The organism is Buttiauxella brennerae ATCC 51605, assembly GCF_001654925.1.
In the GTDB taxonomy this organism is placed as follows: Bacteria; Pseudomonadota; Gammaproteobacteria; order Enterobacterales; family Enterobacteriaceae; genus Buttiauxella; species Buttiauxella brennerae.
The window spans coordinates 228,961-251,005 of the sequence record NZ_LXER01000017.1; the positions used below are offsets into that span (position 1 = coordinate 228,961).

The following is a 22,045-nucleotide window of genomic DNA, read 5'->3' on the forward strand; positions in this document are numbered from 1 at the left end:
AACAACAGACATTAAAGCACTATCCTTAAATAAAATTCGCCGTGGTAGAGATGTCAATTTAGCTGTTGTGGTTGGTTAATCTGCAGCAGTTTAACTGTTAAATTTTGATTGCTACTCTGATCGCTGCGTTGTCTGGCGGCGTATGTTGGGCACAGCCACCAGACAAAACCACCGCGTTTATTTCCCTGTGTTATTTTCTGCGTTATTTCCCCACGAGCCTCTGACGTAATTCACGACGTTATTCATCTCTTCTTTCGACATCACGTTTTTATAGGCGGGCATTTTAAAGGAAATATTCCCGTGCGTTTGCGGCGTTTCGGCTCCCTGCGAAATGACCGAGATTAATGATGAAGGATCTTTGGCCGTTACTAAGGCGTTATTCACAAGCGTTGGAACCGTGAAATCTTTGCCTTTTCCGTCATCACCGTGGCAGGTCGAGCAATACATGGAGTAAAGCGTTTTGCCGTCTGTCGGTTTATATGTCAGTGAACCGTCAGCGGCGACGGGTGTCGCAGCTGCTGCCGCTGCCACTTTGTGATTAAAGCTCAGCAAATAAAACGAAATGGCGTCCATATCGTTATCAGTCAGATATTGCGTACTCTGGGTAATAACCTCGCTCATTGGCCCGGATATCGCATTATGCTGGCTGCGGCCCATGCGCAGTAAATCCTTTAATTCATCCTGCGACATCGAGATATTTCGCAACGAGGGTGCGTACCAGCCGTCAATCGTCGCGCCACTGAGGTAAATATCACTGCTGGCGTCATAGGCTTTTTCCTGCATGGTTACGCCTCTTGGCGTATGGCAGGCCCCGCAATGCCCAGGCCCTTCGACCAGATAAGCGCCACGCGCCAGTAACGCGTCATTTTTATCGACGTGTGTTACCGGCTTAGCCGCCTGGACTTCATCGACAAATAACCAGTTCCAGACGTGCAACGGCCATCTGGCAGACAGTAACCACGGAATGTCACTCTCTTTGTTTTTCGCAGCTGAAGCAGGCACTTCATGCATGAAATAGTCGTACAGCGCGTGAATGTCTTTATCGGTCATTTTTGCATACGACGGATACGGCATGGCCGGATAAAGCGCATGGCCATCTTTTGCAATGCCCTGCCTGACGGCTTTTTCGAAATCGTCGTAACTGTAATTGCCGATGCCCGAGGTTTTATCCGGCGTAATATTGGTGGCGTAAATATCGCCGACCGGCGTGGGGAATTTTTTCCCGCCCGCCATCGGTTGGCCGCCTTCGGCAGTATGGCAAGCCACACAGTCCGAAACCTTTGCCATATATTCGCCTTCAGAGGCCGCTGCCGCGCTCCCCACGTACAATAAGCAGCCGATAGCCATTAAGATCTGTTTCATTTGCGCTTATCCCATCGCCTTAAGTTCGTTGACTGCCCGCCATGCCTGGTCAATTGCCGTATGCGCATAGGCATCCCAGTCGGAATCAGAATTGGCAATTGCGATTCGGCCAATCGGCTGACGTGCCCGCTTGATGACATTCGGAATTTCATCCATGTCATCGAACAATGCGCTGGCGTAATACGCGTAACCGTGCGCCCAGCGGTTGACGGTGATGGCCGTAATATCCCGCTCGTGGTCAAAGCCGGTTTGCCCAAGCATTTCCTGAAGTTGTTCACGAATCATTTTTTCGTGCACGTCAAAAGGCGTACCGAGCAGATACGCACGCCCCTGGCGGAACTGTTCGCGGGCGCTGAGTTTGCTGCCCGGATAGGTCGGTACGTAAACCATATGCAGGCACATCGGTTGGTCTGGGTTTTGCGGGTGGTGGTAACTTCCCATGCTGACCGGGTAATCGAGCTTAACGCGGCTATACGGGGCCGCCGGAGAATAAAATTCGTGAATGCCCAATTTGGTGAACGCATGCCAGTTTTTGACCACCACATTGGTGTAAACCAGCGGGGCTTTGACGTTCATGCGCAGGTCGGCTTTTTGCTCTTCCGGGGTTTCCGGCACCAGGTATGGAACCATCATGTTGTAACCCGCCATGATCGCTTTTCGCCCTTTCACACGGTGCGCTTTACCGTCGTTCACGTAGGTCACCACCACGCCGTCATCGGTATTGGCGGCATTAATCACAATGCTGTTGAGGCGAATGCGGGTGCTGTTTTCTTTGCGGTCGAGTTTTTGATAGTTAAGACGTGAAGTAATGGAGTCTTCCATCGTGCTGCCCGGCAGCGCGTCAGGCACCAGGTGGCGGACTATCAGGCGCGCCAGGCCCGCATTGCCGTCGGGTAGATGGTAAACGTAAGGCTCTTCGAGGTCGGCCAGTGCTTCTTCATCAAGCGGTGGCAATTCCATTTTGTCCATTCCAGGCAACGCACAGGTCCGCGCGTCACTACAGCTCACCCCTTCGATGCCGATGGCAAAAAAGTCATTGGTACGCTGCTGGAAGTACATGATGGCCATTTTGCTCAGGCCCACTTTTTCGGCCAGAAAATCGCGGTAGCTGTGGGTGTCCATCCACTCGGTTTTTTCGTCGACCGTCATCCCTTTCAGGTAATCCACCGGGTTGATGTACAAATCCAGAATGGCTTTACGGTCGCTTTCACTTAACGGGAAGTCGTTAACGAACGCTTCGAGGCTGCGGCCATTGAGTCTGTCCGGCGGAATATCATCGGCCACTGCCCGCCCCGGATCACCGCCGACAATTTTGGTTTCGCCGAAGTTCTTTTTATCAAAGAAAACGCCACGGCTGAGGTTTAAATTCGGGTAGAAATTGACGTCAAAACTTTGCTTCATTCGGGTTACGCTGACGCCCACGGTTGTCATCAGGCCGTTGACCTCGTCGCTAAAGTTTCGCGTTGGCGACTGGAAGGCTTCACTGCCGCCGTAACCGATAATCTTTTTGCCACCTGCGTTAAATTCGTTACGTTTCGCATGGCCGCCAAAATCGTCATGGTTATCGAGAACCAGTACTTTGCTCTCTTTGCCCATCAGGTCGTGCCAGAAGCTCGCAGCTGACAAACCGCTTAGCCCGCCGCCGACAATAACCAGATCGTACTCTTCCTCAATGGGAAGGTGGTCAGTGCTGAACTTTTTATGGTCGCGCCCAATGGCATGCGCCATTTCAAATGAGCCGGGATGGTTACCGCGCATCCCGGTTAGCTGCGGCGGGTAATAATCCTCACCGATGATAGCGCTGGTTTTACCGGCAGCTTTTGCGAGCTCAAGGGGGGTCAGCCCTGCGGCAATAGTAATGGCAACGCCGTTGAGAAAATCACGTCTGGTAATCGACATATCAAACCTTACCTGGCAAGTTGGGCGAGTGCGCTAACGCACCCCGCCAGAACATGCAAAAGTGGTGGATGACGCAGTCGCTTATCCACCCTCCCAAACCTTAATCTGCTATTGTGCAGGCTTCAGTTCTTCATCTAATTTCTTAGAGTCATAATAGTCACCCTGCCAGGTAATTTTCCCATTATTGACAGTGATATAGCTGACGCCTTCAAATTTTATCGGGTTATTGGTGGCCGGACTGCCCGCCCATTCGCCGCTGTTTTTGCCGCTAAATTCCCAGCGAAATGCGATAGTGTCGTGGTCATAGACGGGCTTGCTGGTCATTTTCCACGTTAGATCCGGAACCGCTTTGATAAACGCACCAATGACCTCTTTTTCCGCGTTGCCCTTGCCTTTAACTGGCGTGCCACTTGCCGCATCGTAATACACCACATCATTTGCCAGATATTGCGCCGCTTTCGCCGAATCATGGGCATTCCACGCCGACATGTAATCTTTCACCACGGTCAGTGGGGAAACTTCCGCCAGTGCCCAGTTTGAGAACAGCACCAGAGACAATGCAGCGACTTTCATTGATTTCATTTCATCACCTTTGTGCCTACTGAGTAGGCGTTATTATTCGGTTTTCCAGGGCGGTCTATTTATTCAGAGATATCGCACATGATGTGTTTCACGCGCGTGTATTCATCGAGCGAGTAAGACGACAAATCTTTTCCGTAGCCTGACTTCTTGAAACCGCCGTGCGGCATTTCCGCGCACAATGGAATGTGGTTGTTAATCCAGACGGTGCCGAAATCAAGGCGAATGCTGAAACGCTGGGCGCGTCCGTGGTTGCTGGTCCAGATACTTGCCGCCAGGCCATATTCCACGTCGTTGGCTTTATCGAGCGCTTCTTCTTCTGTAGAGAACGACTGAACGGTCATGACCGGGCCAAAGACTTCGTGCTGAATGGCCTCGTCATGCTGCTCGAGCCCGGAGATGATGGTGGGTTCGAAGTAAAAACCTGGGCCAGCACCCGGCTTACCACCGGTTTCAACTTTGGCATGAGCCGGGAGGCGGCTGATAAACCCTTTCACCTGCTCAAGCTGGTTGCGGCTATTCAGCGCGCCGTACAACGCGTCTTTATCGTCCGGGGTACCGAATTTCAGCTCGCGAGTTTTATTGACCAGCTTCTCAAGGAAGGTGTCGTAAATGGAGGCTTCAATCAGGATGCGCGTTGCGGAGGTACAGTCTTGCCCGGCGTTGAAGAAACCGGCGGTGGTGATGGTGTTGACGGCTTTCTCAATATCCGCATCGGCAAAGACAATCACCGGCGCTTTACCGCCCAGTTCAAGGTGCGCTTTGGTCAAGTTGGCCGCGGCAGAAGCCGCAACCTGTAGCCCGGCGCGAACCGAACCGGTAATCGACACCAGCGAAGCTTCGGGGCTTGAAACCACCAGCGAACCGGTTTCAGCTTTACCCAGCACCACGTTAAATGCGCCCTGCGGGAAAATCGGTGCCGCAAGCTCTGCCAGAATCAAGGTGCTGATTGGCGTGGTATCACTCGGTTTCAAAACCACGGTGTTCCCTGCCGCCAGCGCTGGCGCGATTTTCCACACCGCCATCATGAACGGGTAGTTCCACGGCGTGACCTGGCCGACAATACCAAGCGGTTCACGGCGAATGGTGGATGTTAAGCCTTCGGTATATTCATAAGAGGCTTTGCCTTCCAGACAACGGGCGGCGCCGGCAAAGAAACGCAGCGCATCGCAGGATGCCGCAATCTCTTCCTTTTCAATAAAGTGACGCAACTGCCCTGTTTCCTGGCTTTGCGCTTGTGTCAGGCGTTCGACGTTGTTTTCAATTTCATCGGCCAGTTTTAGCAGCGCACGTTGTCTTTGGGCGGGCGTTGAGTGTCTCCAGACGGCAAACGCGCTTTTCGCCGCGCCATAGGCTTGTTCAACTTCCGCACGCCCGGCGCTTGGTGACAAAGCATAGGTTTCACCATTGACCGGGCTCACCAGATCAAAGAGGTTATCCTCCGAACCGGACACATACTGACCATTGATAAAGTGCTTGAGGATTTTCATTGTGCTCTCCGACCGTTTAAACATAAATTATATTATGTAATATGTTTGATAGCGGTTAATTTCAATAACATTATGCTAACAACATGATATACATCCCATTTCAAAGTGATTTTTTACGCTGCAATTGCGCTGCGTGAAATGTTGAAGTGGTTTCACACGGATACTTAAGGCTTCCTTCATTAACAAGGGGTTGTATGCTATGTTTATTCGTTCAAATATCCCCATGGGCATTCAAGTTGCAGCCACCCCCCTGCGGCTTGAAAGATGATGGGAATAAGGGAACATCTCACCAGGGAAAACTATGATTACGCATGCGGTGATATTCGCGCCAATCGGTCAGGCCAGCCGTTCAGATCAGATAGTTCAGCGACTTTCAAATGCCATTATTACCGGGTTGCTTGAGGCAAATGAGCAACTGCCAAATGAAGCTGATCTGGCAAAAATGATGGGCGTTTCCCACATCACCATCAGAGAAGCGTTAAATACACTGCGCGCCAATAACTTAATTCACACGGTGCGTGGGCGTAATGGCGGCAGTTTTGTCTGCGAGCAGGTGTGGGAATTCAGTAATATCCTTAATCCATTTAAAACATTAAGTACCGATTACTTATCCGACCTGGGTGAAATGCATTGTGCAATAATCAGCCATAGCGCAAGACTTGCTTCGCGCAGAATGACCCTCGCGGATATCACTCGACTGCGGGAATTTGTTGCAGTGCTTGATGCTTCAACCTCCCCCGAAGCACGAACGCAGGCGGATATGCGGTGTTTACTGGCCATTGCGGCAAGTTCTCAATCAGCCCGACTGGCAAACCAGGAATTGATTTTGCAGTCAGAGTGGTCATCTCTGGTGGCGATTTTGTTCCGTTCAGACAATATACACCGTGAGATTGTTGAGTTGTACACCTCGTTAATTGATGCGCTGACAGCCCATAATGAATCGGAGTCCGTGAGTAACGCTAAAAAATTAATCGACACGTTTACTTTCTATCTGATAGAAAATAAATTGAAATACAGTGCAAACTGACAAACTATAAAAATAGGCATAAATATGCTATTAACAACATCACTCCACGCCCTTACCCAAAAAATTGATAGCATCATTAACTCCACTATTGAATCCACCGGTTTACTGGCCCGCGATATTGAAACTTCGCTGGCTGAAATCGCGGATGTTAATCTGGAGCATCTGCTTGAACCTTCGATCAGAAAAACGATTCAGGAACATATTAAAGCGACATTAAACAGTAATATTTACTGTTCCGGCGCAGGCTTTGCCAGCCACATTGAAGGCGCAGGCAGCAATAAAGAGTTCTGGCTGCTTGAGTGGTGGTATAAGAAAGCCGACGGTGTAAAGCAGGTCAATCTGGACTTAGACCAGGCCACGCAACAGCGTCTGGATTTCAGAACCTTTGAGTGGTTTAAGCAAGCACCAGCTGTCGGTAATGCTTTTATTCATGGCCCCTACGTCGATTACATCTGCAATACTTCCTACACCATCACCAGTGCTGTACCGGTTTATTTTAATCAGCAATTCTTAGGGGTGGCGGCAATCGATTTATTGGTCAGTCGCGTTGAGGATGAACTATTACCTTACGCCGCTGATGATAAAGTTATTCTTACCAATAAAGACAGCCGAATTGTTTTTTCTTCCCACCCTCGTTTCCGAGTCGGTGATTTACTGGATATCAGCGTGGCGAAGATTGTCTTTGAGAATAACTATTTTAATTTGTATCAGGCTAAATAAATGCAGGGAGGATTAAGGTTCATCCTCCCTGCACTCGGTTTATCAATTCTGCTCAGCACTCAACTTTTGCGCGTATTCAATTGCATCATTTTCGGGTGCATTCGAACGGCCAAACGGCTTAGTGATAAACATATAAAGCAGGCCTGAGACAATAACAATTGCCAACCCCACCAGCACAGTCCAGCGGTCAACAAAACTCTCGCCTGCCGCCGGTTGCGCCAGTAACCAGATACCGCACACACCATAAGCTAATGCCAGAACGTTGACGATGATGCCCCATGAACCCACGGTCCACTCACCTGCCGGTTTCCAGCCTTTCAGGCGTTGGCGCAATGCCGCCAGTACCACCATCTGGAATGAAATATAGATACCGATAACCGCAAAGGCCGTGATACGCGCCAGGCTATCCGGCTGGAAGTAAACCCAGACGCAGATAATGACCGGCAATAAGCAGCTCACAATCATGGCGTTATCAGGTACGCTGTGTTTGGATATTTTCGACATCCACTCACTGCCCGGCAGCATTTTGTCGCGGGAGAAGGAGAATATCAGGCGACTCAGGGCCGCTTGCAGGGAAAGAATACAAGACAGCATGGCGATAATGGCGACGACTATAAAGATTGTTGCACCGGTTTCACCCAATGCCTGGTTCAGAATCATTGGGATAGGGTCGGCGATTTTCCCGCTGACGATATCTTTGAGATCCGGGGAGGAAAGCAGATAGCCCAGAATGGAGATAACCGCTGAAATAGCACCGAACACGATACTTAAAATCATCGCCACTGGAATCTTCTTGCCTGGGTTTTTAACTTCTTCCGCCACGTTGCCGCAGGCTTCGAAGCCAAAGAACATAAACAGACCCATTAATGAGGCAGACATAAATGCAGTGGTGTAATTGCCGTCTAAAGCCAACACACCCATTGAGTCAAAGACGACAGAGAACGGCTGTGAGCGGTGGAAAATTAACAGGTAGATACCCAGCGCAATCACGCTGACGATTTCACACCAGAAACCTATTTTCGCCACACGCGCCAGGTTTTTGGTACCCGACATATTCACACCCATCATTATCAACAGCAAGACGACGGAGGTGATCATCATATTGCCCGCGCTCGTTGCGTAATGGAATAACGATGCGACGAATGTGGACGTGTATTCAGCAATTGAGGTGATGGTGACGACTAATGCCCACAGGTAAATCCAGGCTGCAATCCATGCATATTTTTTGCCCCATAATCTTCTCGCCCACGGATATAAGCCGCCGGTAATCGGATATTGCGATGCCACTTCACCGAACACCAGTGCCACGAGTAGCTGGCCGCACGCCACAATCAGTATCCACCAGATTGCCGGAGGCCCCGCCAGCGTCACCGCCAGCGCAAACAGCGAATAAACCGCAGTCAAAGGTGAAAGGTAGGTGAATCCCAATGCGAAGTTAGACATCAGCCCTATCGAGCGGTTGAATTGCTCGCCTTTAACTGGCTGATGCTGGTGGTTTTCTTTGTCTGTCGTCTGTTCCATATCTTTTCTCTTTATGTGGCATAAGGGCAGGCAGTGTTCATATTTTATAAAACATAATATGTTATATGTATACGCTTAATGTCACATAATTGTTAAGATCGTGAGCGTGATTGCAACATTCACAAATGGGCAGTTTTTTGGGGCAATCTGGAGGAAAAGTCGGATGTCGCTGGCGCAAGTCCGACCTATGGTGCATAGAAGTAACCCAAAATAATTCGTGTTGCAGCAAGGCGGCAAACGAGCAAATCCCCAGGAGCTTACACAAGTAAGTGACTGGGGTTTGTAAGTGCGGCCAACGCTGCTGCGGCGCGAAGTATGAAGGGTTTAAAGTTTCACGCAGACATATTTCATTTCCAGATACTCATCAATCCCGAAACGCGAACCTTCGCGCCCAAGACCTGATTGCTTGATGCCGCCAAATGGCGCGACCTCATTGGAAATCAGCCCGGTGTTAACGCCGACCATGCCATACTCCAGCGCTTCCGGGATTTGCCACTGGCGCTTCGCATTTTCCGTGAAGATATACGCCGCAAGGCCAAACTCCGTGTCGTTTGCGTAATTCACCACTTCTTCATCGCTATCAAATTTAAACAGCGGTGCGACAGGGCCAAATGTCTCTTCCCTGGCAAAACGCATCTCCTGGGTGACATTGGCGATTACCGTTGGCGAGAAGAAGTTCCCACCTGTCGCATGCCGTTGCCCGCCAGTTAACACGCTGGCACCCTTTTCCACCGCATCCTGAATATGCAGTTCCACTTTTTCAATCGCTTTGGCATTGATAAGCGGCCCCTGGGTCACGCCATCTTCCATGCCATTGCCGACTTTCAACGCTTCCACGGCGTTTACCAGCGCGTCGCTGAGCTTCTGGTAAATCCCGCTCTGCACGTAGATTCGGTTAGCGCAAACACAGGTCTGGCCGCTGTTGCGGAATTTGGACGCCATAATACCTTTAACGGCAAGGTCGAGGTCGGCATCATCAAAGACAATCACCGGCGCGTTGCCGCCCAACTCCAGCGACAGCTTTTTGATGGTCGGCGCGCATTGCGCCATCAGCAAGCGCCCGGTCTGCGTTGACCCGGTGAAACTGAGTTTTCGAACCGTGGCGTTAGCACAAAGCTCGCCACCAATTTCTTTCGCGTCCCCGGTAATCACCTGCAACAAGCCCGCAGGCAAACCCGCCATCTCAGCCAGTTTTGCTAAGGCCAGTGCGGTGAGCGGCGTTTGTTCCGCCGGTTTTACAATAATGGCGCAGCCTGCGGCTAAAGCTGGCGCGACTTTGCGGGTGATCATTGCCGCCGGAAAATTCCACGGCGTGATCGCCGCGCATACACCAACCGGTTGTTTAGAGACAATAAAACGCTGGTCAGGTGCGGTTGGCTGCAAAAGCACGCCATCAACCCTTTTGGCTTCTTCTGCAAACCAGGTAATGAATGAAGCGGCATAGGTAATTTCGCCTCGAGCCTCCGCGAGCGGCTTGCCTCCTTCGAGGGTAATCAGGCGAGCGAGGTCTTCGCTGTTTTCCTGAATCAGGCTGACCCAGCTATGCAGAATTTTGGCGCGGTTTGCCGCAGTCTGCGTTTTCCAGACTTTTTGCGCGATTTCTGCTGCATTAATTGCACGTTGCGTTTCCGCCTGGCCCATAAAAGGCACATCGGCGATGTGCTCACCCGTTGCGGCATTGAGCACCGGGACTTTTTTGCCCGAGAGCGCGTGGCTCCATTCGCCATCAAGCGGGCATGCATCGAGCAGCAGAGCCGCGTTGCTTAATTTGATCATATCGACTCTCACAATTGCGCCGCGTTTTTAATGATATCCAGCGCTTTGTCGAACTGCGCATCCGGGATGGTGAGCGGATAAAGGAAACGAATCACGTTGCCATTCTGCCCGCAGGTCAGCAGCAGCAAACCTTGTTCTAACGCGCGTTTCTGGACTTGCTGCGCAACCGCTGCAGAAGGCTCGCCGGTTGCCGGATCGTAAAACTCAGCCGCCACCATGGAACCCAAACCACGGATTTCAACCAGCGCCGGGCATGTTGCGGTGATATCACGCAAGCGCGATGTCAGGCGCTCGCCTAACGCCTGGGCGCGTAAACACAATTTTTCGTCAGCAATCACGTCCAGTACCGCGTGTGCCGAAGCGACAGCCAGAGGGTTACCGGCGTAGGTGCCGCCCAAACCGCCCGGTGCTGGTGCATCCATAATTTCCGCTTTACCCACTACACCCGACAACGGCATGCCACCTGCCAGGCTTTTCGCCATGGTCATCAGATCCGGCTGATGTGCGTAATGGTTCATGGCAAACATTTTGCCGGTACGCGCAAAACCGCTCTGCACTTCATCAGCAATCATCACAATGCCGTGGGTGTTACAAATCTGGCGAATCGCCGCCACAAATTCAGGTGGTGCGACGTTAAAACCGCCCTCGCCCTGAACCGGCTCGAAGATAATGGCCGCAACCTGCGTAGCTTCAATGTCTGACTTAAACAGGCGTTCGATGGCTTTCACCGCGTCAGCCGTTGAAATACCGCTCAACTCTGACGGATACGGCGCATGGAAAACGGAACCCGGGAATGGCCCGAAGCCAATTTTATATGGAGCTACTTTGCCGGTCAGCGCCATGGTCATATAAGTGCGGCCATGGAAACCGCCGCTAAAGGCAATCACCCCTGGGCGGCCGGTATGGGCGCGGGCAATCTTCACCGCATTCTCAACCGCTTCAGCGCCAGTTGTGAAAAATGCCGTTTTCTTTGCGCCAACAATGGGGGCGGCGGCGTTAATTTTTTCTGCCAGAGAGACATAGCTTTCGTAAGGAACAATCTGGTAAGCGGTGTGCGTGAAGGCATTCAGTTGCTGTTCGATGGCCTGAACCAGGCGCGGATGGCGGTGGCCGGTGTTCAGCACGGCAATCCCGGCGGCGAAATCGATATATTGGTGACCTTCTACATCGGTAATGGTGCTGTTTTCAGCTGACTGGGCAAAGAAATTACACATTACGCCAACACCACGCGGAGTGGCATCCAGACGACGTTGATGGAGTTCGTTATTACTCATTTTTTTATCCCTCACACGAAAATCAAATTTACAGGTTGAACTACGCATTCCATTTAGACAGTATCTGGTACCTGAATCGAGAGCCAAATCGTTTTAATAGTAGGATCCAAATGCGTTCACTTGCCGTAGATGTGATCAAGCAGGCATTTAGCCAAACGCCTGGTGAGAAATTGCATAAGAAACTTTATGTGGCGATATGCAGCTGTATTCTCGAGGGAAGTTTGCGCCCTGCCGCGCGAATGCCGCCGACGCGAGATTTGGCGAATGAGCTGGTGCTGTCGCGCAACACGGTTTTGCGTGTCTATGAACAGTTGCAGGCAGAAGGCTATATTTCGACGCGCACCAGTAGCGGCACGTTTGTGACCGAAAGCGTGCTTGATAACCTCAACACGCAGGTTGCGAAGTCTGCGCAAGTCGCCCTGCCCGAGGATAACGCCAGCCTTTCCAGCCGCTGCCTCGAGCTGTTAGAAAATGCCAGTGCCAGCCCCGCGCAGTGGGGAGACTTCATTCCCGGCGTGCCTGATGTCAACAGCTTCCCGCACCGAACCTTCAAGAAGATTTATGACCGAGTGGCCCGCAGGCCAAGCCCTGAACACCTGACTTATGATGCCGCAAGCGGCCTTGAGATTTTAAAGTCTGCGCTGTCGGATTATTTGCGTACTGCACGCGGCGTGAAATGCTCAACCGACCAGATATTAATTACCGAAGGGATTCACCAGGCGCTGGATTTAGTCACCCGCACCTTGTGCAACCCCGGCGACCACGCGTGGATTGAAGAGCCAGGCTATTGGGGGATTAAAAATATCTTGCGCATGAACGCGGTAAACATTACTGCGCTTGATGTTGATGACCAGGGTCTGGTGCCACAACCTTCGCCCGATAAGAAACCGAAATTAATCTTCGTTACCCCGTCACACCAGTATCCATTGGGTTCAGTGATGAGCCTGCCGCGCCGCCAGTTGTTGCTTTCGCAGGCCAGGGAATTTCAAAGCTGGATTGTCGAAGATGATTACGACAGCGAATTTCGCTTTTCCGGGCAGCCGATTCCTTCTTTGCAAGGGCTGGAAGAAAACAGCCCGGTTATCTATATAGGCACCTTCAGTAAAACGCTCTACCCCGCGCTGCGCCTGGGTTACGTCGTGCTTCCTGAGCCGTTAGCGGCGCCGCTTAAAAAGGTCCACAACGAACTTTACCGCAGTGGTCACCAGATGATTCAGGCCGCATTAGCGGAATTTATTCGCGAAGGTTATTACGCGGCGCACATTCGTAAAATGCGCCAGCTTTATAACAAACGCCGCACCTTACTGGTTGAGCTGATTAAAGCGCATTTAGGTGAAAAGTATCTGGGCTGGTTCAACAGTAATGCCGGGCTGCATCTGATTATTCAGCTTCCCGCACACACCGATGATATTGGTATCGCAAAGCAGGCTAATGCCGACGGGATTCTGGTGCGCCCGTTGTCTCGTTATTATTTTAACCACCAAAAACTAAGCGGGTTACTGGTCGGGTTCGCCAGCATTAATGACAGCGATATGGTGCCGTCTTTTATGCGCCTCGCCGCCATTATCAAGCAACACAGCTCACCATCGCTCTGAATGACTTCAGTTTTGTCTTTGCACGGGTTGAATGTCGATAATGTTATGTTATAACATCAATCAAGACCTCAACAAACACAACTGGAGATATTCATGACATCACGCATTCCCACTATGGTTCTCAGCCTGGGTATTTTGCTCGCGAGCGCTAACGCGCTGGCACATGGTCATTCGCACGGAACACCGTTAACCGAGGCGGAAAAGAAAGCGAGCGAAGGCGTTTTCGAGAATAAAGACGTGAAGGACAGAGCGTTAAGCGATTGGGACGGCGTGTGGCAGTCGGTCAACCCTTATCTGTTAAGCGGCGATTTAGACCCGGTAATGGCAAAAAAAGCACAGCTTGATGGCAGCAAAACCGCCGCTCAGTACAAAGAGTATTATAAAAAAGGTTATGCCACGGACGTTGATATGATTGGCATTGAGAATAACGTGATTGAGTTTCACGTCGGCAAAACGGTCAACGCCTGCGAGTACCGCTATGCCGGGTTTAAAATCCTGACTTACACCTCCGGTAAAAAAGGGGTGCGTTACCTGTTTGAGTGTAAAGACAGCCAGTCAAAAGCGCCTAAATTTGTGCAGTTTAGCGACCACACGATTGCCCCTAAAAAGTCTCAGCATTTCCATATCTTCATGGGGAGTGATTCCCAGGAATCGTTATTGAAAGAAATGGACAACTGGCCGACCTATTACCAGTACGCGTTAAGCAAAGAGCAAGTTGTCCACGAAATGCTTGAGCACTAATACATCACGTCACAACACTCATGGGTTTGCCTGAAATGGGCTGCGGGTGAATTTACGCTTCAATGTCAAACACCTGAGCGAATAACGCCGGAGTCGTCACCGACTCCGGCGCACCTTGAGTAACAATTTTCCCTTGTGCCATTATTAGCACAACTGTTTCGCTGTGCGTGGCGAGGTCAGCACATAAAAGCCTAATAAGCCGCCCATGATCAACGCCGAAGCGACAATCGCCAGTGAAATATCATAACTCCCCGTCACATCTTTAATTCTGCCCATCAGCGGTGGGAAAATCAGCCCGGCGATATTCGCAACGGCATTGATCAAGGCAATAGCTGCCGCCGCGACAACGCCCGTTAATGATTCAGTGGTTGCCGCCCAAAATATCGGTGTTACCGCCCAATTTAGCGCCACCGTAATCACCAGCAGAATATAAGCCAGTAATAGGTTATCGCTCAAAATTGCCAGCATCAGCAATATTCCTGCGGCGATAAGTGGAACACCTAAATGGTAACGACGCTCACAGGTGAGATCGGAATGGCGGCCATTAACAAACATAAAGATACAGGCAAACAAGAATGGGACCGCAGACAAAACACTGACGATAAAATTACTCTGTTCGGAAACAACCCCTTTCACAATTAACGGCAAGAATAACGTGATACCGATGGTGCCAAATGCCTGTAATAGCCATATTGCACTCAGCAACCAGACCTTTTTATCGGTTAACGCTTTATGCCATTGGTGGCTGCCGCTGTGTTCCAGCTCAGAAGATTCCCCTACGAGTTTTTGTTGTAACCAATCGCGTTCAGAAGCACTTAACCACTGTGCTTTTGCTGGGGAGTCATCAAGATAAAACCACACCACCACGCCCATCGCGATAGCAGGAATTCCTTCGAGCAAGAATAGCCAACGCCAGCCAGCAATATCAAAAAAACCATGCATATTCAAAATAGTGCCTGAAATAGGCAAGCCGATAACCGATGCGAGTGCTGCACCGATATAAAACATCGACATCGCCCGCGCCCGGTCACTGCGTGGATACCAGCAGGAAAGATAATAAATAATCCCTGGGGTAAACCCGGCTTCGGCAACACCCAGTAAAAAACGCATCACGTATAACTGTGTCGGGGTTTGTACCAGGCTCATCCCTGCTGCGATAATTCCCCACGTCACCATAATGCGAGCAATCCACAACTTCGCCCCAACCCGCGTTAATATGATATTGCTGGGGACTTCAAAAATTATATAGGCGATGTAAAACACACCCGCCGCAATGCCATACATTTCAGCGGTTAACGCTAAGTCAGCATTCATTTGCAGCGCCGCAACAGAAATATTCGAGCGGTCAATATACGCAATCAAATACAGCAGCATCAGGAAAGGAATAATTCGTTTATTGATGCGTTTTATTACCGAACTCTGGAGATCAATTTGCATTATAACCCCTCATTTTACACGTGAATAACCACACCTTGTATTCTTAGGTTTAATATCTTGTATGATAAGAATGTAGAAGGTTATTGAGATATTATTTGTGATCGGTATTCAATACGCGGAATTTTGCGACGGTATGGTGAAAACGATTTACTAAAACAACAGTTCGAAAATGCGACATCGCGGGCTTTCATCAACGCGCCTTCCGCTACAATTGAAACCATTCGCTAATGAAATCAACGAACATTTTACGAAGAATCACCTCATAACCCGCAGGAGAAGTGAATGAATCAGACTCGTTTTAGTGGTGTTATCCCTCCGGTTCCAACATTGTTTGACGCTCATGGTGAATTTGACGGTGCGGCGCAGGCGAGATTAATTGAACACTTAGTCGCCTCCCCTGTGAACGGTCTGTTCTTTCTCGGTAGCGCCGGGGAGTTCGCCAATATGTCGGATGCCCAGCGTGCACAAGTGGCTGAGTTTTGTATCAAAAAAGTCGCAGGCAGAAAGCCGGTGCTGATTGGCATCGCCCATTGCGGCACGCAGCAAACCATTAATGCAGGGCTTCATGCGCAGAATATGGGGGCCAGTGGCGTGGTGGTGGTTAACCCGTGGTACAACCCGCTAAGCGAAGCGAATCTGTTGCACCATTACAAAACCATTGCGGCGGCACTTAAACTACCGATCATTCTCTACAATTTCCCGGCCCTGACGGGTCAGTCTATTCCGGTACATATCATTCGCGAACTGGCATTAAATTGCCCAAATATTGTCGGGCTGAAAGACACGGTTGATACGCTTTCACATATTCGCGAAACCATTCACGCGGTGAAAACAGACCGGCCCGATTTTGCGGTGTTTGCCGGGTATGATGAATACTTGCTGGGGACGTTAATTCTGGGCGGAGATGGTTGTATTCCAGCCAGCGCGAACTTCGCGCCACAACTGACGTGTGGGATCCTCGACGCCTGGCGCAAGCAGGACCTTTCCCGCGCGATTGAATTACAACAATCGCTCTCCTGGATACCGCCGCTTTATAGTATGGACTTGCCATTTTACAACGCGGTGAAGTATGCCTTGCAGTTAGTGGGGGTGGAAATTTCAGTGCATTCATTACCGCCTGCGTCACCGCTGACGGAAGAGATGAAAGTTGAGATTAAAAATATTCTGAACCGGGCTGGGGTACTTAACAGCAAGTCAGTGTCGCGTTGCAAAGATACGTGGCCCGCATGATGCGCAGATAGCGCTCGGGGGCCGCAATATCAAAGGGCAATATCTCGCCAACGGCCAGATAGTTGATGCTGATTGAGTGGTGAAACATGGGCGATAAAATCGCAGATATTGGGTAATAACGGTTCCATCCTCACACTTAATCCTAAAGTTGAAATTGTGTTTTATAATAGATGCTGTCAGTCACCCGGAAAGATACATTATTCACCCCATGAATAACCGCTTTACTCCCTGTTCTAGACGGGCTTAACACTTAATGATGTCAATCAGTTACATCACCATTGAATTGTTAATCAGGGAATGTAAAATTAACGTTACTATGTATAAGTGATGTGAATTACTCTTCAGATTCCTGGATTTCATTTTCGCCAATTTCACCCCCTCACGGCGACCAGGTTTGAACCATTTTTTCAGGGAAAGTTACGATGAAATTGCGAAATCTGTTGATCCTTGCTGTTGTTGCCACGGTCGTCGGCTGTAAAGCGCCACCGCCAAAAATGACGGACGATACTCTTGTGACCAGTGAAATCAATGGCGTCACGCTCACGCACCGTTACGCAGTTGCCGCCCCGCACGAGTTTACCCCCATCAACGCCAGCTATCGGGCGCTCTATCCAGGGTCAATTTTAAGTAAACCGGACTTCGGTGGGAAAGTGATCAGTACGCTTGAGAACGGGCAAACCTATACCGTGCTCGGCCAGGTCGAGAATAACTGGCTCGCCATTGCCGAGCAGGATAAGCAGGAAATGTTGGGCTACGTGCCAATGCGCGCACTGGTGAAAAGTGAACTGTATGCCCAGACGCTGAAAAAAGACCGCCCACGTCCACGCCGTGCAGCGAAGAAAACGACATGCGTTGCCGTCGATGACGCCAGCAAAGCCTGCCAGAACGCCAATAGCGGTACGTGGATTATTGATTAATGACTGACGCTTACGTCAGGACCTTTTGTTTAAAGTGGTTCGGCTAACAAGGATTTCTATGAAACTCTGGCTTTCGGGTCTGGCGCTGTTGCTGGCATCTTCAACCGTGTGGGCAGGGAACTACCGTATCGTTCAGTCTCCCTCTCAAAAGCTGGATGTCTGGATTGATGATGTTCAGAACAACACGCCGCAAAGCTGGTGCGCTGCTGAACTTCCGCTGCGTATCGTCGCCAATGGCGACAAAAACCCGTCACTGCTCAACACGTTTATGCCACGTCTTGGGACGCTACTTGAAAGCCAGTGTAACTCGGTTCAACTGGTGAGCTGGAAATTGGAAGACCCACAAGGTGCTACGCTTGCTGTCGGCACTGCGACGAAAAGCAGTGACTGGGCGGTGATTATCGCCCCGGTGGTGTCCAGCGAACCCAATACCGTGCTGCGAAAAGATGAAAGTTCCCCGCTGGCAGACCGCACGCCGTGGCAAGAGTTTACGCTGCAGGATGGCTGCCATTTGCGTACCTTCTGGCAAGGTGATGCCAATACTTCAGCGCTGTTTATTCCCAACGGGAAGTGTGAAAACGGTGGCTGGCTCAATGGCCGCACGGAAATCATTCAAAGTGGCGTTCACGGCGAAAAACGCAATGTGATGACCTTTGTGCATGGTTTCCCGGTCAGTGGCTTAAGCACTACTGCCAGTTCTGACAGCTTGCTGATAACCAGCCTGAACAATGAGCGGATGGTGGTCAGTAACGAACACGCGCCGCAAAGCTGGATGATTTTGCCCTACAGCCCTGAGCTGAATGGCTGGCAGGCGACGGGTACCGTGGCGGTAGAAGTCCCGCGTGAAATGACCGTTGATGAGGCGGTGATCCAGGCGCGTTTAAACCAGGTGCGTAAGGTGTGGTCGGCATGGCTTGCGCCAGATACCCCAATAAAGCTGCTGCTGATTGACTCCCTACGCCCGCAATTGCGTGATCCGGCGGTTGGCGCATGGCGCGCCCAGAAGTAACCTTTGAAAATTCGTCGATTTAGAGCACAGAAAGGCCATCATGACAGATAAAGAATACAACCCAGAACTTCCCGACGCTCTGCCGCCTGGTTTCCGTTTCGACGAATTTGAAATTCAGCATGTCACTGAGTCCACCAATACGCACGTCGACTACAAAGCATGGGACCACCAGCTTGAGCGCCCGGTGACTATCCGCGAATTTATGCCCCGCGCGCTGACTGTACGTAGCGATAACATGCAGCTGGTGCTACGCAGTAAGCAAGACAGCCAGGCGTTTAACTCAGGCCTGAGCCGGTTTGTTCAGTCTGCCCGTCAACTCGCGCAGTTTAACCACCCTAACCTGCTACAGGTTTTGAGCTTCTGGAACCAGAACGAAACCGCTTATGCCGCAACGCTCTATTCCGGCGGTGTGACGCTGGCTGACCTGCACCAACATCAGCCTGAGATTATTAATGATGCCTGGATTCGTCGCATGCTGCCGATGCTTTGCGGGGCTCTGGCGACGTTACACGAAGAAGGCTTTATCCACCGCGACCTGTCGCTGCGCAGTATTCAAATTCAGGATAATGGCGCACCGTTGCTGTTGAATGCAGGCGCTCCACGCCGCAACAGCACCGAGAGTGGCGATGAGATAAAAACGCCGCTGAACCCAGGTTTTGCGCCGCTTGAGCAATACGCCGACGATCTCGAAAACCAGCTTGGTCCGTGGACCGATATTTATGCGCTGGGGGCTATCCTCTACACCTTGATTACCGGCAACTGCCCACCAGCAAGTGTGACGCGCACGATTCAGGATCCGTGCGTTAAGCTGGCTAAAAACCGCCCGGAAGGTTATTCCCACAGCCTGTTGCAAGCGGTCGATCACGCGCTGGCACTGAAACCGGAAGACCGCCCGCAATCTGTGGCCGAATTTGCAGCCATTGCAGAACTCCCGCTGAGCGGCATCAACGGTCTGGTGCCGCAAAAGCAGCCTGGCACCATGCTTGTTGCGCTGGAAGATGCGGAAATTACGCCGTTATCGCCATTTATTAAACGCTACAAATTACCGCTACTGACAGCGGCAAGTTTGCTGGTTGGCGTGGCGGTGGGGGGCCTGATTTTTGGTGGACATACATCGTCTGTTTCTGCCCCCGAAACCGCAAAGGTCGCAAAAACCGTTAATGCAGAAAAGGCTCAGCCCACAACGGTTAAAAACCTCGTGCCGGTCACCGACGCCATGCTTGCACGTGTTTATATCCGCATGAATGAAGGTGAAGTTCTGTTTGTGAATGGCAAGACGGAAAACATCACTACCGGGGCCAATGGCTATGGCTTCCTGCAACTGCCCGCAGGGAAATACGAATTTACATTGCAGGATAATAAACAGTCGCGAAATATGACTCTGAATATTGAAAAAGCGGGGACATGGCTTATCAACCCGCAGGGGTAACCCCGGCGCAAGCAGCAAGGTAAATATTCCGCTTTGTCGGAATATGCGACATCTACCCTGGTGCTGCCGGGAAACTCGTCTAAGGTTTTCATAGGGTTGATCGCGGAAAAATTTCACCGCTACCCTGCAAAGGAGAACAATAGATGATAAATCCTGTTTTGCGCCGTCCTCGCACTTTATTATTTGCGATTCAAATAGCTATCGGTTGTGCGTTTGTCAGTTTTACCCTGCCCGCAACCGCTGCCGACGATCGACAAGCTCAGCCGCAGCCGCCAGATGTGCTGCTTGGCCCGCTATTTACCGATGTACAAACCGCCAAATTATTCCCCGATCAAAAAACGTTTGCTGATGCGGTGCCCAAATATGACCCGTTGATGATCCTCGCTGATTACCGGATGCAACGAAACCAATCCGGCTTCGATTTACGTCATTTCGTGGATGTGAATTTTGCCCTGCCAAAAGAGGGTGAAAAGTATGTTCCGCCGGAAGGTCAGTCGTTGCGTGAACATATCGACAGCTTATGGCCGGTGCTGACGCGCACCACGGATAGCGTCGAAAAGTGGGATTCGTTGCTGCCGCTACCTAAACCTTATGTGGTGCCCGGTGGGCGTTTCCGCGAAGTCTATTATTGGGACAGTTATTTCACGATGCTCGGGCTTGCCGAAAGCGGCCACTGGGACAAAGTCCAGGATATGGTGGACAACTTTGCCCATGAAATTGACGCATGGGGGCACATTCCCAACGGCAACCGCAGCTATTATCTGAGCCGCTCCCAGCCGCCGTTCTTTGCCTTTATGGTTAAACTGCTCGCCAGCCACAATGGTGATGAAACTTACACCACGTATCTGCCGCAGTTGAAAAAAGAGTACGCTTACTGGATGCAGGGCAGCGATACGCTACAGCCTGGCTCTGAAAACCTGCGGGCAGTAAAACTTAAAGATGGTTCGGTGCTGAACCGCTACTGGGATGATCGCGATACCCCACGTACCGAGTCTTATCTTGACGACGTAACCACCGCGAAGAACAACCCGAATCGCCCGGCGACTGAAATTTACCGTGATTTGCGTGCTGCTGCGGCATCGGGCTGGGATTTCAGCTCACGCTGGATGGATAACCCCGAGCAACTTGGCTCTATTCGAACCACGTCCATCTTGCCTGTCGATTTAAACGCCCTGCTTTTCCAGATGGAAAAAACGCTGGCCCATGCCAGTACCGTGGCAAAAGACAGCATGGGTGCTACGCAATATCAGCAACTGGCAGATGCCCGCCAAAAAGCGATGGAAGCGCATTTGTGGAATGCTAAGCAAGGCTGGTATGCCGATTACGATCTCAAAACCCACGCGGTTCGTTCGCAGCTGACTGCGGCTTCGCTGTTCCCGCTGTATGTCCATGCGGCTTCGCAAGAACGTGCCGACAAAATGGCCGCCATTACCCGGGCGCAATTGCTTAAGGCCGGTGGGCTTGCCACCACTAACCTGAAAACAGGTCAGCAGTGGGATGCACCTAATGGCTGGGCACCGCTGCAATGGGTGGCAACCGAAGGGCTACAAAATTACGGCCATAAAGATCTCGCCATGGAAGTCACCTGGCGCTTCCTGACCAACGTGCAGCATACCTACAACCGCGAGCAAAAACTGGTTGAGAAGTATGATGTATCGAGTACCGGTACGGTCGGTGGCGGCGGGGAGTATCCGTTGCAGGATGGTTTTGGCTGGACCAACGGTGTGACGTTGAAAATGCTCGACTTGTTGTGCGGTAAAGAGAAACCGTGCGATTCGGCACCGGACAAATTGCCTTCGGCAACGCCCGGGCCGGTAACGAAGGCGAGTCAGCCTGTAGCATCGCAATAATCTTTTCGCCCTCACCCTAACCCTCTCCTGAGGGAGAGGGGATTTGACCGTATCCCTTCTTTCTCATTTTTTGCCTGCGCTTTTTCCCCTCTCCCTCAGGGAGAGGGCCAGGGTGAGGGTTGTTTTTAAACATTAATCCCCTATCCCTTTCAAAAAACACCATTCTTTTCATGGGCTTTCATTTTTCTA

At 51.0% G+C, this 22,045-nt stretch carries 17 protein-coding genes; 9 read left to right on the forward strand and 8 right to left on the reverse strand.

Translation table 11 applies throughout. From position 1 onward, the window contains the following. Positions 1-177 precede the first annotated feature (177 nt). The 4 genes from M975_RS09180 to M975_RS09195 form a co-directional block, all read right to left on the reverse strand. Complete coding sequence (locus tag M975_RS09180; RefSeq protein WP_064558915.1) at positions 178-1,362, reverse strand: cytochrome c; 1,185 nt, start codon at positions 1,360-1,362, stop codon at positions 178-180. 6 nt (positions 1,363-1,368) lie between these two features. Beyond that, positions 1,369-3,261: an NAD(P)-binding protein gene (locus M975_RS09185; RefSeq protein WP_064558916.1), complete on the reverse strand. Its 1,893-nt coding sequence runs from the start codon at positions 3,259-3,261 to the stop codon at positions 1,369-1,371. Between the two features lie 108 nt (positions 3,262-3,369). Next, complete coding sequence (locus tag M975_RS09190; RefSeq protein WP_064558917.1) at positions 3,370-3,843, reverse strand: ester cyclase; 474 nt, start codon at positions 3,841-3,843, stop codon at positions 3,370-3,372. 59 nt (positions 3,844-3,902) lie between these two features. Next, on the reverse strand, positions 3,903-5,330 hold the full coding sequence (locus M975_RS09195; protein ID WP_064558918.1) for a gamma-aminobutyraldehyde dehydrogenase: 1,428 nt from the start codon (positions 5,328-5,330) through the stop codon (positions 3,903-3,905). 301 nt (positions 5,331-5,631) lie between these two features. Between M975_RS09195 and M975_RS09200 the strand changes: the two genes are divergently transcribed. After that, positions 5,632-6,357 carry a FadR/GntR family transcriptional regulator gene (locus M975_RS09200; protein WP_064558919.1) on the forward strand — a complete coding sequence of 242 codons (726 nt, stop codon included), beginning with the start codon at positions 5,632-5,634 and terminating at the stop codon, positions 6,355-6,357. Between the two features lie 24 nt (positions 6,358-6,381). After that, positions 6,382-7,077: a cache domain-containing protein gene (locus M975_RS09205; RefSeq protein ID WP_064558920.1), complete on the forward strand. Its 696-nt coding sequence runs from the start codon at positions 6,382-6,384 to the stop codon at positions 7,075-7,077. A gap of 42 nt (positions 7,078-7,119) precedes the next feature. Here M975_RS09205 and M975_RS09210 read toward each other — a convergent pair whose 3' ends face one another. The 3 genes from M975_RS09210 to puuE form a co-directional block, all read right to left on the reverse strand. After that, positions 7,120-8,598 carry an APC family permease gene (locus M975_RS09210; RefSeq protein ID WP_064558921.1) on the reverse strand — a complete coding sequence of 493 codons (1,479 nt, stop codon included), beginning with the start codon at positions 8,596-8,598 and terminating at the stop codon, positions 7,120-7,122. 324 nt (positions 8,599-8,922) lie between these two features. Then, a complete protein-coding gene (locus M975_RS09215) occupies positions 8,923-10,371 on the reverse strand; it encodes an NAD-dependent succinate-semialdehyde dehydrogenase (RefSeq protein ID WP_064559190.1) in 1,449 nt (482 codons plus the stop codon). 11 nt (positions 10,372-10,382) lie between these two features. After that, positions 10,383-11,648: a 4-aminobutyrate transaminase gene (puuE, locus tag M975_RS09220; RefSeq protein ID WP_064558922.1), complete on the reverse strand. Its 1,266-nt coding sequence runs from the start codon at positions 11,646-11,648 to the stop codon at positions 10,383-10,385. A 110-nt stretch (positions 11,649-11,758) separates the two neighbouring features. Here puuE and pdxR point away from each other — a divergent pair, with 110 nt between their 5' ends. Next, the gene (pdxR, locus tag M975_RS09225) at positions 11,759-13,243 is read left to right on the forward strand and encodes a MocR-like pyridoxine biosynthesis transcription factor PdxR (RefSeq protein ID WP_064558923.1); all 1,485 of its coding nucleotides are present in this window, start codon (positions 11,759-11,761) and stop codon (positions 13,241-13,243) included. A 93-nt stretch (positions 13,244-13,336) separates the two neighbouring features. Then, on the forward strand, positions 13,337-13,984 hold the full coding sequence (gene zinT, locus M975_RS09230) for a metal-binding protein ZinT (RefSeq protein ID WP_064558924.1): 648 nt from the start codon (positions 13,337-13,339) through the stop codon (positions 13,982-13,984). A 144-nt stretch (positions 13,985-14,128) separates the two neighbouring features. Here the strand turns inward: zinT and M975_RS09235 are convergent, their stop codons facing one another. Then, positions 14,129-15,421, reverse strand: coding sequence for an MFS transporter (locus tag M975_RS09235; protein ID WP_064558925.1), 1,293 nt, complete (start codon positions 15,419-15,421; stop codon positions 14,129-14,131). A 282-nt stretch (positions 15,422-15,703) separates the two neighbouring features. On the opposite strand from M975_RS09235, the gene M975_RS09240 reads away from it, so the two are divergent. The 5 genes from M975_RS09240 to M975_RS09260 all read left to right on the forward strand — a co-directional run bounded on the left by M975_RS09240 (position 15,704) and on the right by M975_RS09260 (position 21,856). Further along, a complete protein-coding gene (locus tag M975_RS09240; protein ID WP_064558926.1) occupies positions 15,704-16,651 on the forward strand; it encodes a dihydrodipicolinate synthase family protein in 948 nt (315 codons plus the stop codon). 422 nt (positions 16,652-17,073) lie between these two features. After that, positions 17,074-17,568: an SH3 domain-containing protein gene (locus M975_RS09245; protein ID WP_064558927.1), complete on the forward strand. Its 495-nt coding sequence runs from the start codon at positions 17,074-17,076 to the stop codon at positions 17,566-17,568. Positions 17,569-17,626: 58 nt separating this feature from the next. After that, positions 17,627-18,577, forward strand: a complete 951-nt coding sequence (locus tag M975_RS09250; RefSeq protein ID WP_064558928.1) for a hypothetical protein — start codon at positions 17,627-17,629, stop codon at positions 18,575-18,577. A 40-nt stretch (positions 18,578-18,617) separates the two neighbouring features. Continuing rightward, positions 18,618-20,006 carry a serine/threonine protein kinase gene (locus M975_RS09255; protein WP_064558929.1) on the forward strand — a complete coding sequence of 463 codons (1,389 nt, stop codon included), beginning with the start codon at positions 18,618-18,620 and terminating at the stop codon, positions 20,004-20,006. Positions 20,007-20,149: 143 nt separating this feature from the next. Then, a complete protein-coding gene (locus M975_RS09260) occupies positions 20,150-21,856 on the forward strand; it encodes an alpha,alpha-trehalase (RefSeq protein ID WP_064558930.1) in 1,707 nt (568 codons plus the stop codon). The last annotated feature ends 189 nt before the right edge of the window (positions 21,857-22,045 follow it).

Coding starts and splice junctions, on each gene's coding strand:
- M975_RS09250 (WP_064558928.1), top strand. CDS start 17,627: ATGAAACTCTGGCTTTCGGGTCTGGCGCTGTTGCTGGCATCTTCAACC.
- M975_RS09245 (WP_064558927.1), top strand. CDS start 17,074: ATGAAATTGCGAAATCTGTTGATCCTTGCTGTTGTTGCCACGGTCGTC.
- M975_RS09205 (WP_064558920.1), top strand. CDS start 6,382: ATGCTATTAACAACATCACTCCACGCCCTTACCCAAAAAATTGATAGC.
- pdxR (WP_064558923.1), top strand. CDS start 11,759: ATGCGTTCACTTGCCGTAGATGTGATCAAGCAGGCATTTAGCCAAACG.
- M975_RS09235 (WP_064558925.1), bottom strand. CDS start 15,421: ATGCAAATTGATCTCCAGAGTTCGGTAATAAAACGCATCAATAAACGA.
- M975_RS09200 (WP_064558919.1), top strand. CDS start 5,632: ATGATTACGCATGCGGTGATATTCGCGCCAATCGGTCAGGCCAGCCGT.
- puuE (WP_064558922.1), bottom strand. CDS start 11,648: ATGAGTAATAACGAACTCCATCAACGTCGTCTGGATGCCACTCCGCGT.
- M975_RS09185 (WP_064558916.1), bottom strand. CDS start 3,261: ATGTCGATTACCAGACGTGATTTTCTCAACGGCGTTGCCATTACTATT.
- M975_RS09210 (WP_064558921.1), bottom strand. CDS start 8,598: ATGGAACAGACGACAGACAAAGAAAACCACCAGCATCAGCCAGTTAAA.
- M975_RS09260 (WP_064558930.1), top strand. CDS start 20,150: ATGATAAATCCTGTTTTGCGCCGTCCTCGCACTTTATTATTTGCGATT.
- M975_RS09190 (WP_064558917.1), bottom strand. CDS start 3,843: ATGAAATCAATGAAAGTCGCTGCATTGTCTCTGGTGCTGTTCTCAAAC.
- M975_RS09255 (WP_064558929.1), top strand. CDS start 18,618: ATGACAGATAAAGAATACAACCCAGAACTTCCCGACGCTCTGCCGCCT.
- M975_RS09195 (WP_064558918.1), bottom strand. CDS start 5,330: ATGAAAATCCTCAAGCACTTTATCAATGGTCAGTATGTGTCCGGTTCG.
- M975_RS09240 (WP_064558926.1), top strand. CDS start 15,704: ATGAATCAGACTCGTTTTAGTGGTGTTATCCCTCCGGTTCCAACATTG.
- M975_RS09180 (WP_064558915.1), bottom strand. CDS start 1,362: ATGAAACAGATCTTAATGGCTATCGGCTGCTTATTGTACGTGGGGAGC.
- zinT (WP_064558924.1), top strand. CDS start 13,337: ATGACATCACGCATTCCCACTATGGTTCTCAGCCTGGGTATTTTGCTC.